This is a genomic window from Chryseobacterium sp. 22532, from assembly GCF_052044665.1.
Taxonomy (GTDB): domain Bacteria; phylum Bacteroidota; class Bacteroidia; order Flavobacteriales; family Weeksellaceae; genus Chryseobacterium; species Chryseobacterium lathyri.
This window is the reverse complement of the sequence record NZ_JBQENJ010000003.1, coordinates 638,097-651,606: the sequence shown is the minus strand read 5'-3', so window position 1 is coordinate 651,606 and position 13,510 is coordinate 638,097. Positions and strand designations below refer to the sequence as shown.

Annotated in this window: 9 protein-coding genes; 8 read left to right on the top strand and 1 reads right to left on the bottom strand. The window is 38.7% G+C overall.

Annotation, left to right across the window (positions count from 1 at the left end; all coding sequences use genetic code 11):
* Positions 1-35 precede the first annotated feature (35 nt).
* Positions 36-1,034 carry a polysaccharide deacetylase family protein gene (locus tag ACTJIV_RS10805; protein ID WP_440627389.1) on the top strand — a complete coding sequence of 333 codons (999 nt, stop codon included), beginning with the start codon at positions 36-38 and terminating at the stop codon, positions 1,032-1,034.
* Positions 1,031-2,113, top strand: coding sequence for a GNAT family N-acetyltransferase (locus tag ACTJIV_RS10800; RefSeq protein WP_440627387.1), 1,083 nt, complete (start codon positions 1,031-1,033; stop codon positions 2,111-2,113). Before ACTJIV_RS10805 ends, ACTJIV_RS10800 begins: the two co-directional genes overlap by 4 nt.
* A gap of 123 nt (positions 2,114-2,236) precedes the next feature.
* Here ACTJIV_RS10800 and ACTJIV_RS10795 read toward each other — a convergent pair whose 3' ends face one another.
* Complete coding sequence (locus ACTJIV_RS10795; protein WP_440627385.1) at positions 2,237-5,104, bottom strand: M16 family metallopeptidase; 2,868 nt, start codon at positions 5,102-5,104, stop codon at positions 2,237-2,239.
* Positions 5,105-5,287: 183 nt separating this feature from the next.
* Here ACTJIV_RS10795 and ACTJIV_RS10790 point away from each other — a divergent pair, with 183 nt between their 5' ends.
* The 6 genes from ACTJIV_RS10790 to ACTJIV_RS10765 all read left to right on the top strand — a co-directional run bounded on the left by ACTJIV_RS10790 (position 5,288) and on the right by ACTJIV_RS10765 (position 13,420).
* Positions 5,288-5,770 carry a GNAT family N-acetyltransferase gene (locus tag ACTJIV_RS10790; protein WP_440627383.1) on the top strand — a complete coding sequence of 161 codons (483 nt, stop codon included), beginning with the start codon at positions 5,288-5,290 and terminating at the stop codon, positions 5,768-5,770.
* 92 nt (positions 5,771-5,862) lie between these two features.
* Positions 5,863-7,188, top strand: coding sequence for a sigma-54-dependent transcriptional regulator (locus ACTJIV_RS10785; protein WP_440627382.1), 1,326 nt, complete (start codon positions 5,863-5,865; stop codon positions 7,186-7,188).
* Between the two features lie 653 nt (positions 7,189-7,841).
* Entirely contained in the window at positions 7,842-9,536 is a 1,695-nt protein-coding gene (gene kdpA, locus ACTJIV_RS10780) for a potassium-transporting ATPase subunit KdpA (protein WP_440627380.1), read from the top strand.
* Between the two features lie 173 nt (positions 9,537-9,709).
* Positions 9,710-11,749 (top strand): potassium-transporting ATPase subunit KdpB, encoded by a 2,040-nt coding sequence (gene kdpB / locus ACTJIV_RS10775; protein WP_111955851.1) that lies wholly within the window; start codon positions 9,710-9,712, stop codon positions 11,747-11,749.
* An 11-nt stretch (positions 11,750-11,760) separates the two neighbouring features.
* Positions 11,761-12,318: a K(+)-transporting ATPase subunit C gene (locus ACTJIV_RS10770; protein ID WP_440627377.1), complete on the top strand. Its 558-nt coding sequence runs from the start codon at positions 11,761-11,763 to the stop codon at positions 12,316-12,318.
* A gap of 13 nt (positions 12,319-12,331) precedes the next feature.
* Positions 12,332-13,420: a porin gene (locus ACTJIV_RS10765; RefSeq protein ID WP_440627375.1), complete on the top strand. Its 1,089-nt coding sequence runs from the start codon at positions 12,332-12,334 to the stop codon at positions 13,418-13,420.
* Positions 13,421-13,510: the final 90 nt, after the last annotated feature.

The window sequence follows — 13,510 nt, the reverse complement described above, 5'->3', positions numbered from 1 at the left end:
ATCCAATTTGAATAGATTCTTTTTATTTAATAGAGATGAAAGATAAGATCATCAATATACTCGCCGCCTTTGAAAAAGGAAATATTGGGAATTCTTTTCCGATGGATTACTGTTTGCCCGTCTATCACTGTGTTTCTGATGAAAATCTGCCACATATCAGGCACATTATTCAATATAAGAATACAAAACAATTCGAAGCAGATATAGACTGTCTTTCAAAGCATTTTCAGTTCGTCAGCTGGTCAGAATTCAAGGACTTTGTCAATGGTAACTTTAAACCTAAAAAAAAGATTGCTCTTCTGACTTTTGATGACGGTTTCAGGGAGTTTTACGATATTGTACTTCCTGTTCTGGAAAGAAAAGGAATATATGCCTGCAATTTTATAAATCCGGCTTTTATTGATAATCAGGAACTGATGTTCAGATGTAAGGCAAGTTTAATTATTGATGCTGTGGAAAAAACAAAAACAGCAGATCCGGAGATCTTTCAAATGCTTTCCCTGAAAAATACGTCAACAGAAGGTTTAAAACAAGAGGTTTTAAAGATCAGTTATCATAAAAGAGAACTGCTGGACAGGATTACTGAAAAACTGGAAATTGAATGCAATGCTTACCTTAAAGAGCACACTCCTTATCTTACAACAGAGCAGTTAAAAGTACTGACACAAAAAGGCTATGGAATTTCCTCCCACAGCTGGGATCATCCCAAGTATGGCGAACTGTCATTGAAGGAACAGATGGAAAGTACCGACCGGACTTTTCATTATTTGAAAGAAAATGGTTTTCTATACGAAAGCTTTGCATTTCCGTTCACGGACTTTGGAGTAAAAAAAGATTTCTTTGATGAGCTGTTTAAAAATAAAGATCTATTCTGTTGTTTTGGAAGTGCAGGCGCAAAATTGGACAGTGTAGAGCGGCTTTTTCACAGAATCCCGATGGAAATGGGAGAGAGCGGAGAAAACATATTAAAAAAAGAAACCGCTTATTTCAGATTGAAAAAAATAATCAACAAAAATAAAATAGTGAGAAGATGACGGAGCTGAAGACATTTAACAAAAAAGAACTTGAGGATTTCGTGTCATCAGGAGATTTCAGAAACTTTGATTTTCTTCCTATTTCAGAACATCGGGCAAAATCCCAGATCAAAAACCTGAAAGCTTTAGATAATCAGACACTTTTGGTTTTGGCTTTTTATGACGGAAAACTGGCCGGGTATGTAGGATGTTTCCCTGATAATTATTTAATTGACGGAGAAATATTCCACTATGCATGGTTAAGTACCCTGTTTGTAAGTGAAGAATTTCGTGGGAAAAGGATTGCAAAAGCATTACTGAATAAGATGTTTGAAGAATATGACGGCAATATCATCGCAACAGAATTTACCAAAGAAGCAGAAGCTCTTTATAACATGTTGGGCGTTTTTGAATATGTTTATCCAAAGGCAGGAAAAAGATATTATTTCCGTTCAGATGCAGCGCATATTATTCCTGAGAAAAAGCCTGAAACTAAAGCTGCAAAACCACTTTTTCAAATAACTGATGCTGTTGCCAATTCTTTAATTGCCTTAAAAAACTCTGCCATCAAAAAGCCCGGATTCAGATTTGAAATCCTTGATCATATCGATACCGAAAGCTCTGAATTCATGTCAGAATTCCGTAGCAGACGAAATGCCGATGAAATCAATGTATTTATAAAAAATCCGTGGGTATTGGAAGGTAAGAAGAAAGATGATCAATACTTGTTTTCAAGTTATGCTGAGGTTTTTAAATATGTTTGGGTGAAAATATATGATGACAACAGTAATTTAGCAGCCTGTTCACTGCTTCAGCTCAGGGACGGGAATCTTAAGATCCCCTATCTGTTTTCAGAAGCCTCTGATCTGGATCGCTTCATTGATTTCCTAAGCTATTATATTGTCAGCAATAAAGTAAAAACCTTAACCAGCTATCAGAAAGAACTCAATTCACGAATAGAGCAGTCGAAAATATTTCCAAAGATCTACGAACGTAATTTTGAAAGAAGATACTTATTCCACAAACAGCTCATACAGCATCTGCCAGAAGGATTCGATCCGGAATATCAGGACGGAGACGGAGATTGTATGATGACCTAGATGTAGCTTAAAATCAATATAAATTCTGTTTTTTTCAGTGCATTTATTTTTAGGTCCTTATACTTATACTCGGATTCAATTAATATAAAAAACCGCTTCAATCATGAAGCGGTTTAAATTTTTCTAATGTCCGAAAATTTCTTTCAGTGTTAGCTCTTTAAAGGTTCCCATCTGGTTTACGGCATCCATATCCAGATTTTCTTTCTTCCCAATAATCGCTGTATTAAAATGTATTGGCCTGATCTTCGTTTGGTAAAAATCCTTCAGATCTTCAAACTTCAGGTTTTCGATCTGTCTGTAAATGTCTTTTCTGAAATCATGGTGAATCCCGAGTTTTTTCAGTCGTAACGTATTGAAAAATATATTGTTTCGGGTAATTCTGGTTGAAGCGATCTGTTTCAGAGCGGCATTTTTGGCATTTTCAAACTGGATAGGAACTTCGGGAAGCTCATTCATCAGCTCGCTCATTGTGCTTACGGCAGTCTGGAGTTTATCCGGCTGCGTTCCGATGTAAGTAGTGATATAATCAGGATGCCCCAGCTCAGAATTGGCCGCGTAAGAAACATATGCAGAATAGGCTAAACTCTTACTTTCGCGGATCTCCTGGAAAACGATAGATGAAAGCCCTCTTCCGAAATATTCATTGAAAACGTTAATCTTTCCGAAGTTTGAAGTATCTACCTGATGTCCTCTTCCCACTTTACTCATTTCCATCTGAACCATATCATAATCTGTAAAATAGACATTTCCGTTGGTTTCAGGCTCAGGATATTGTTTAGGCTCAGGAATCCGGAAACTTTCATTTTCCACATACCTTCCAATATACTGTTTGAAATTTTCCACATTCTTTCCATAGAAAAATATCTCATAAGGATGTTTGAAAAGATTTTTCATTCTTTCTGTAAATACCTCTGCATTGCTGCCTTCAAGCTCCTCTTTGGAAATAATATCCGTGTAACGTGAGAAGCTCCCCAGTTTTGTATAATTGGTCAGGGCAGTCATAATACGGGTTTTATCTTTTTTTGTAGCCTGGCGGTTTTCCAGAACCGTTTCTACGAATTGCCTGTAAATCTCCTGATCCGGTTTTACACCATACATCCAGTGCTGAAGAAGAGAAATCCCTTTTTCAATATTTTCTTCCAGCCCGCTCAGTGAGATCAGAAGCTGGTCATTTGTTGTTTTAAAATCATTGCTGATTCCGATCTTAAAGAATTCCTTTTTCAAGTCTTCAGGAGAAAGCTCTTCCGTTCCAAGATACTGTAAAAGCTGGGTAGACATTCCAAGATCCCTGTCGTTATCACTTCCAAAAGGAAAAATAAAGTGCACCTGGGCAATATCATTATATTTATTGCGAACGAAGCTCAGCTTTTTATCCTTTACCTTATCTGTAAGGATTTCTTTCTCATAATCAATAAATTCCGGCTGTATATCTTCTGTTTTTTCAGCAGTAATTTCCTTTAAGAAGTCAGACTGCGCATCACGGTTGATTTTAATCGGTGTAATTCCGGGATTTTCAACTCTTACCAGCTGATCATTTATGCCTTTTTCTTTATAAACAATCGCATAGTTCTCTTTAAAAAATGCATTGGCAAAATTGACCACATCTTCTTTGGTAAAACTTTCATACTCATCCATTTCATTCAGTTCCTGTTCCCACGATCTTCCCTTGATATAGGTGTCATAAAGGTTTGTGGCCAGTCCATCTGCTGTTTCCAGGCCTTTCAGACGTTGAATTTTAAAATCATTGATGATAGCAGGAAGAATCCAATCCGGGAAATCTCCTTTTTTGATCAGCTCAAGCTGTTCCAGAACCATATCTTTTGCCTCATCCAAGGTCTGCGTTTCCTTCGGAACAGCCACGATAGAAAAATATCCGTATTGTTTTAATCCCACAGAAAAAGCCTGTGCCCAAAGCATTTTTTGCGTTTGGTTGATGTTCAGATCAAGAAGTCCGGCTTCCCCTCTGTTGCTGAGAATATTGGCAGTGATATCTGCAAGCATAGCCTCCTTTGAACCAAAACTGTCCGTTCTCCAAGCTAATTGAACCCTCGGAGTGGTAGGGCTTTTTACCGTCCTTTTTACAATTTCTGTTAATGGCTGTTCGGTAACAGGAGTTTTTTTAGGAAGCTCCCTGTAAGGAATTGTTCCAAAATACCGATCGACAAGCTGAATGGTTTCTTCAAAATCCAGATCACCGACTAAAATCATAGCATAATTATTCGGGACATAATATTCATCGAAATACTTATGAATAGCCTTCATTGAAGGATTCTTCAGATGTTCAGGTTTTCCTAGTGTCGTTTGCTGTCCGTTCGGATGAGTTGGAAAAAGAGCAGCCATCAGCTCATAGCTCACAAGCCTTGAATCATTATCCTGAGCCCTGTTAAATTCCTCATAGACCGATTCCAGTTCCGTATGGAAAAGACGAAGCACAATCTCTGAAAATCTTTCCTTCTCTATTTTAAGCCATTTTTCAAGCTCATTATTCGGAACATTATTTTTATAAACCGTCTCATCAAACCACGTGTGGGCATTGGTTCCGCTGGCTCCCAGGGATGAGATGGCTTTATCATACTCATTGGCAATGGCATATTGGCTGGCTTCCTGGGAAACTTCATCTATTTTTTTATAGATTTCCTTCTTTTTATCAGGATCTTGTTCTGCTTTATGTTCTTCATATAGCGCAGAAATCCGGTCAAGGAGTTCCTTTTCTTTTTCCCAGTTCTGGGTACCTATTTTTGAGGTCCCTTTAAACATCATATGTTCAAGGTAATGCGCCAAACCCGTATTGTCAGACGGATCATTATTACTTCCTGTTCTCACGGGAATGTACGTCTGAATTCTCGGAGCATCAAAATTTTGAGCAAGAAAAACCTTTAAACCATTTTTTAAAGTGTAAATTCTTACCTTGTTTTCGTCATTGGGAATGGTGATATATTCGTAGTTGTTTTTATCTGTATGAACTGTTTCTTTGTATCTTTTGTCAATCATAAGCTAACTCATTTCATTCCTAAAAATCAGAATGCATTACAAATGTAAGGATTCAGAAAAGAACAAACCGGAATTTCCGTATTATTGCATCTATAGTTTTAATTTATATCAGATAAAAACATTATTCACATTATCAGAGGTTAAAACTATCCTGTAATTATCATTTCACAAATTAAAATCATAATGAATATTCAGTACCGAAAACTTTTACCCGAAGAAAGTGCCGTTTACAGAACAATCAGGCTTGAAAGCTTAAAGGAATTCCCGGAATCTTTTTGCTCGGACTATGAGGAAGCGTTAAAAACTGAAAAATTCAGAATAGAATATGATATTGAAAATCAATTGACAGAAAGGTTTGTATTGGGAGCTTTCAATGAAGATCAATTAATTGGAATCTGTACTTTTGTTAAAGATGAAAATGACAGAGGAAATATTTACCAGATGTATGTTAAAGAAGAATATCAGGGTAGAAATATAGGTTTACATCTGATTCAGAAGGTTATAGAGGAGGTTTGTAGCCATTTTAAGAGCATTGAAATCTATCTTGAAGTTAAACATAATAATGCTAAAGCATTTAATCTTTACAAAAAGATTGGTTTTGTAGAAATTTCTGATGCGCAACAAAAGGAAATTAATCCGAGTGTACTGATGAAATATTCTCGTTAAATAAAATAATATTAATCAGACATCTTTATTTTCTTTGCTTCTTTCCAAAAGAAATTCTATAAGTTTGCAATAGTTTTCCAAAAACACACACCATGCACGGAAACATTCTGATCATCGATGACGAGATCAAGCTCCTGAAATTATTAGGAATGATTCTTTCCCAAGAAGATTTTAACGTAAAAGAAGCCTCAACAGCACGTTCTGCCATGACTATGCTCGAGCAGCATGAATTTGATGTTGTTCTATGCGATGTCCGGCTTCCCGATGCTTTCGGGATAGAGCTGGTAAGATCCATCAAAACCAAATATCCACATCTCGAAATTATTCTGATGACCGCCTTCGGAAATATTACCGATGCCGTTCAGGCGATGAGAAACGGAGCTTATGATTACTTAGTGAAAGGTGACGACAATGAGAAGATCATTCCGCTGGTATATAAAGCTTTGGAAAAAGTTAAAGACAATCGTTCTAAAATTGGTCAAAAAACTGCTGTATCAAAAGGATTCGGACAGATCATTGGAACTTCTCCTCTGATTCTTCAGTCTAAAAAACTGGCTGAAAAAGTCGCTTTGACGGATGCGGCTGTTCTTCTGACTGGAGAAACCGGAACCGGAAAAGAAGTTTTTGCCAATGCCATCCATGACGGAAGCGAAAGAAAGAAAAATAATTTTGTGGCCATCAACTGTTCAGCATTCAGCAAAGAAATACTGGAAAGCGAACTTTTTGGACATAAACAGGGTGCTTTTACGGGTGCTGTAAAAGATAAGAAAGGTCTCATAGAAGAAGCCAACGGCGGAACTTTATTTTTAGACGAAATAGGAGAAATGCCAATTGAACTTCAGGCAAAACTGCTGCGTGTTCTCGAAACCGGAGAATTCATCAAAATGGGAGAGACCAAAGTGTCCAGATCAGATTTCAGACTGATTGCTGCGACCAACAGGGATCTGGAGGACGAAATTAAACAGGGCAACTTCCGCGAAGATCTCTACTTCCGACTGAATGTTTTCGAAATTCATCTTCCGCCATTACGTGAAAGAAAGGAAGATCTGAAAATGCTGGCCAAAAACTTTATCGATATTTTCTCCCGCAAACTTCACCTTTCAAACCTTCAGGTAAATCCTGATTACTATAAAACCCTTGAAAAAAACGACTGGAAAGGAAATATCCGCGAGCTTAGAAATGCTGTGGAGAGAAGCCTTATTCTAATGGAGGATAATATTCTGGATGCTGAAAGTTTGCCCCATTATTCAGATAAAATCGTTCCTGAAAGTGATTCTTTAAGTATAAGATCCCTCGAAAAAATACACATCCAAAAAGTCCTGCAGTACACCAAAGGTAATAAAGCCGAAGCCGCCAGGCTGCTGGAAATCGGCATTGCTACACTGTACCGCAAGCTGGAGGAGTATGGATGGAGGTAAATGAGTTGCAGAGCTTGAGAGTCGGAAAGTTTTAGGGTTTGAGAGTTTCGGGATGCGTGTTTCCAAAGTTTGAATGTTTTAGAGTCATAGATTCTTTGCTCTTAGAATTCACTTTTCACTTGCGAAGCAAAATTCACCATTCACTACTCACAACCACCATTACAACTTCGACCAACCTTATTCCCTATTTCCCAATCCTTACAACCTAACACCTGACTCCTATCATTTCAATAAACGAGCCTATCAAAATGATAGGCTTTTGTGTTTTGGTACGGTTGAGTTATTTGATTTAATTAATTGATTATTAGTTGTTTGAATGTTTTTGTATCAGAGTGGGCCTTTATTTGGCCTATAGACCTGAATAAAATATTTTAAAAATGACAATTTCAAGAAAAACGTTCAAAAAACGTGAGCACGCAGGCTTCAGTCTGCTGATGGTATCGTACGTACTGCTGACCCTATTAACTTTAATAATAACGATATGATGCTGATAAGTTTGATCCTGCTTTTTGCAGTGATGTTCTGGCTTCTCTATAAATCCGTTGAATTTTTTGATAAAATATAAAACTATGTGGAGTTTATTTTTCCTTTCAATTCTGGCCTTTGTGTACATCTGCTACGTTTTGCTGAAACCTGAAAAATTTTAACCGGTCATGAATACAGAAATTTTAGGCGTTATTGCCATGTTTGTGATCACATTAGTCATTGGAATATTCCTTGGGAAATACATTGCTAATGTGTATGGGTACAAAAAGACCTTTTTAGATCCTGTTTTTGAACCTGTTGAAAAATTAATTTATAAAATATCCGGAATCAACCCGGTCCGCCAGATGACCTGGAAGCAGAATATGTATGCCATGCTGACGATCAATCTGGTCTGGTTCATGATAGGATTCCTGATCCTGCTGACCCAGGCGTGGCTTCCTCTGAATCCTGACGGAAACCCGAATATGTCACCAGATCTTGCTTTTAATACAGCTATTTCTTTTCTGGTGAACTGTAACCTTCAGCATTATTCAGGAGAAACCGGAGTGAGCTATTTAAGTCAGCTTTACCTGATGTTTCTGCAGTTTGTAACCGCAGCTACCGGAATGGCGGCTATGGCAGTTCTTTTCAAAGCTTTTAAAGATAAAACAACTACAGAACTAGGGAATTTCTACGATTTCTTTACTAAATCTGTGGTCAGAATACTTGTTCCGATCAGTATCCTTGTTGCTCTGATCCTTTCTGCCAACGGAAGTCCGATGATTTTTGAAGGAAAAGACCATATCACAACGCTGGAAGGACAGAAAGTTGATGTTTCCAGAGGGCCTGTAGCCGCTTTTGTGGCGATCAAGCATTTGGGAACCAATGGGGGAGGTTTCTTCGGAGCCAACTCAGCACACCCACTTGAAAATCCGAACTATGTAACGAATATGACCGAAATGGTCACTCAGATGATCATTCCGTTTGCATTGGTCTTTGCATTAGGATTTTATCTGAAAAAGAGAAAGCTATCATGGGTGATCTTTACCGTAATGACTGTTGGCTTCCTGGCACTTGCCGTTCCGAATATTGTGAATGAAACAAGTGGCAATCCTCTTATCACACAAATGGGTGCTGACAGTAAGCTTGGAGCTATGGAAGGTAAGGAAATCCGCTTCGGAAGCGCATCTTCAGGATATTGGAGCATTGCAACAACTGTGATTTCAACAGGCTCTGTGAATTCAATGCATGACAGTACGATGCCGCTTTCAGGAATGAATGAGCTGCTGGCCATGATGATCAACTGCTTCTACGGAGGCTGCGGTGTTGGAATCCTTAATTATTTCATCTTCATTATTCTCGCAGTATTCATCAGTGGTCTGATGGTGGGAAGGACGCCGGAATTCATGGGTAAGAAGATCGAAGCCAAGGAGATGAAGATCGCAATGATCGTGGCTCTGTTCCACCCGTTTTTAATACTTGTAGGAACAGCGTTAACCGCCTATCTGCCGGAATTTGGAGCCAAAACATTGAATAATCCTGGTTTCCACGGATTCAGCGAAATGTTGTACGAGTTCACCTCTTCTTCTGCGAACAACGGTTCCGGATTTGAAGGACTTGGCGACAATACTCCTTGGTGGAATATCTCAACAGGAATTGTATTGCTGCTATCAAGATTTATTCCGATCATCGGACCGATAGCGATTGCAGGATTATTGGCACAGAAAAAATTCATCCCTGAAAGTTCAGGAACTCTGAAAACGGATACAGCTACTTTCGGCTTTATGACGCTGGCGGTGATCCTTCTTATTGCAGCCCTGTCTTTCTTCCCGGCCCTTACATTGGGACCTATCGCAGAACAGATCCAGTATTTCTCTAAATAAAAATTAAATTAAAAAATTAGGAGATTGAGAAATTAAGAGATTAAGAAATCTGAAGATTTAGAACCTGTGTTTTTGATTTATTCAGGCCCGGCATCTTATTAACAACAGAGTTTTCTTAATCTCTAAATCACTTAATTTCTAAATTTTCAATTCCATTAGAATTTTATAATAAAATGAAAAATCAATCACAGACATTGTTTCAAAAAGATTTGGTGAACGAAGCGATCAAACAGTCCTTCGTGAAGCTGAATCCTAAAATCATGTTTAAAAATCCCGTGATGTTCCTGGTAGAGGTAGGAACTGTTGTGATGTTCATCGTAAGTCTTTTCAGTCTTACAGGAGACCAATCGCAGGGAAGCTTTGCTTATAATTTTACCGTATTCATTATCTTATTTTTCACCGTTCTTTTTGCCAATTTTGCAGAAGCAATAGCCGAAGCCAGAGGAAAAGCACAGGCAGATACCCTCAGAAAAACACGTGAAGAAACTCCCGCCAAAGTAATTTTGGAGAACAAACCGGGATTTCAGGTAGAAACCATTCTGAGAATGTCCGCCGAAATGAAACTGGGTGATATTTTCCTTTGCGAAACCGGAGATCAGATCCCGATGGACGGAGAAATTATCGAAGGACTTGCTACCATTGATGAATCTGCAATCACCGGAGAAAGTGCCCCCGTTATCCGTGAATCCGGAGGCGATAAAAGCTCAGTAACCGGAGGTACGAAAGTTCTTTCCGACAGAATAAAGGTAAAAGTGACCACCAAACCGGGAGAGTCCTTTTTAGATAAAATGATTGCCCTGGTAGAAGGAGCATCCAGACAGAAAACACCTAATGAAATTGCATTAACCATACTTTTGGCAGGATTTACCCTGACCTTTATTATCGTAACACTCACTTTAAAACCTTTTGCAGACTACGCGCAGACTCCCATTACCATTGCGGCCTTTATATCACTTTTCGTTTGCTTGATTCCCACAACCATTGGAGGTCTGCTTTCTGCAATCGGGATCGCCGGAATGGACAGAGCCCTGAGAGCGAATGTGATTACGAAAAGCGGTAAAGCAGTGGAAACTGCCGGAGATATTGATGTACTGCTTCTTGATAAAACAGGAACCATTACTATCGGAAACCGTAAAGCGACGGAATTTCACCCTGCAGACGGAATCAGGCTGCCCGATTTTATTAAAGCTTCTGCGCTAAGTTCAGTAGCCGATGAAACACCGGAAGGAAAATCCATTATAGAACTAAGCCAGCTGAAATCTGAAGACCTTCTTGTTCCCAACCCGGTCTATATTGATTTCTCCGCGGAAACCAGAACCTCAGGAATTGATTTTGAAGAAACAAGGATCAGAAAAGGGGCTTATGACACGATAAAAAAACTGACTGAAAAAGCCGGGAATATCTTCCCGAAAGAAACCCAGGATGCCGTCACCAAAATTTCTGAAAACGGAGGAACTCCTCTTGTTGTCAGCGTTAATGAGAAAGTATGGGGCGTCATCGAACTTCAGGATATCATTAAAACAGGAATTCAGGAACGTTTCCAGAGACTGAGAAAAATGGGGGTAAAAACGGTGATGGTAACCGGAGATAATCCTCTGACGGCAAAATTCATTGCAGAAAAGGCAGGCGTAGATGATTTCATTGCCGAAGCCAAGCCTGAAGACAAAATGAACTACATCAAAAAAGAACAGCAGGAAGGAAAGCTGGTCGCCATGATGGGAGACGGAACGAATGATGCGCCGGCACTGGCCCAGGCCGATGTGGGGGTAGCAATGAACAGCGGAACACAGGCTGCAAAAGAAGCCGGAAATATGGTAGATCTTGACAATGACCCTACGAAACTGATTGAGATCGTAGAGATTGGGAAACAGCTGCTGATGACCCGTGGAACATTGACGACTTTCAGCATTGCTAATGACGTTGCTAAATATTTTGCCATCATTCCTGCACTGTTTATTACTTTCATTCCTTCCCTTCAGAAATTGAATATCATGAATCTTCACAGCCCGGAAACAGCCATATTATCAGCCGTTATTTTCAATGCCGTGATCATTCCTTTCCTTATTCCGTTAGCGTTAAAAGGAGTTGCCTACAAACCGATTGGGGCCAGTGCACTCTTAAGAAGAAATCTTTTAATCTATGGCTTGGGTGGTGTTATTGTTCCGTTTATCGGGATTAAAATCATCGATTTAGTGATCAGTTTATTCTATTAAAATTAAAAAAAATGAAAAATCATATTGTTACAGCATTCAGACTAACTTTTGTAATGCTGGCTATCGTAGGAATTTATCTGCTTATCGTATACGGAGGTTCAAAAGTATTGCCTACAAAAGGGAATGCAGAGATCATTACGCAAAACGGACAGAAATTTTACACCAATATAGGGCAGGAATTTAAATCTGAAAAATACTTTCATGGACGTCCTTCAGCTGTTAACTATAACGCAGCAGGAAGTGCAGGAAGTAATAAAGGACCGAGCAATGAAGAATATCTGCAAACTGTACAGAAAAGAATAGATACCTTAAAGATAACGCATCCAGGAATGGGAAATACAAAAGTTCCTGTAGAACTGGTTACAGCAAGCGGAAGCGGTCTGGATCCTGATATTTCTGAAGAAGGGGCTCTGTATCAGGTAAAGAAAATTGCAGAATTGCGAAACCTTTCTGAAGAAAAAGTAAGAAATTTGATTAAAAATCAGACAGAGAAACCGTTTTTAGGACTTTTAGGACCTTCAAAAGTAAATGTACTGAAGCTTAATATCGCTTTGGATCAGTTAAAATAATCTAGCTATCACCGTGAAAAAATATATCATTACCAGTGCTGTATTATTCGGGATCTTTTTCCCGAAAGCACAATCATCAGATTCATTAAAAACAGAAAATAAAGTGACTTTTTCTGCCTATGCAGAACTTTTCTACTCGTATGATTTTAATGAACCTGCCAATCATCTCCGTCAGAATTTTTTATACTCCTACAACAGACATAACGAGCTCAATCTGAATTTAGGATTGGTAAAAGCAAATTATCAGAGTGAAAATCTCCGCGCAAATGTGGCTTTAATGGCCGGAACCTACGCGCAGGACAATATGGCTGCAGAACAGGAAGCATTGCGCTATGTAAATGAAGCAAACGTGGGAATTAAAATTTCAAAGACCAAAAACCTTTGGATTGATGCAGGGATTATGCCTTCCCACATCGGCTGGGAAAGTGCCATAGGAAAAGATAATGTTAATCTGACAAGAAGTTTTGCTGCTGAAAATTCACCGTATTTTGAAACCGGAGCAAAGGTTTCTTATACTTCAGACAATGGAAAATGGTTTTTAAGCGGATTAGTGCTTAATGGCTGGCAGCGTATCGCAAAACCGGAAGGTAACCAGACGATTTCTTTCGGGCACCAGGTAACCTATAAACCGACAGAAAAAATTACGCTGAACAGCAGTTCATTCATTGGAAACGATAAATCAAAAGCTGAAAAAAGAATGCGGTATTTTCATGATCTTTACGGGAATTTTCAGTTGACAGAACGATTCTCAGCGTTGCTTGGGTTTGATATCGGGGCAGAACAGAAAGAGAAAGGAAGCAACAGTTATAACATCTGGTACACTCCAAATGTCTTAATGAAATACCAGCTAGACAATAAATGGGCCCTGGCGGGAAGAGTTGAATATTACAATGATAAAAATGGGGTGATCATCAGCACCAAAACGGACAATGGTTTCCAGACCTTCGGATATTCCCTGAATGTAGATTATGCTATTCTGAAGAACGTAGTTTTCCGTACAGAAGCGAGAGGTTTTACATCTAAAGACGCCATTTTTATGAAAAATGATGAGATGAAGCAGGGAAATTTCTTTATCACAACAAGTCTGGCTGCATGGTTTTAGAAAGTGAAAAGTGAATAATGAAGAGTGAAAAATAATTAATCAGCCACAAAAGTCACAAAAGTTTTTAAAACTTAAGTTATTTAAAGTTTA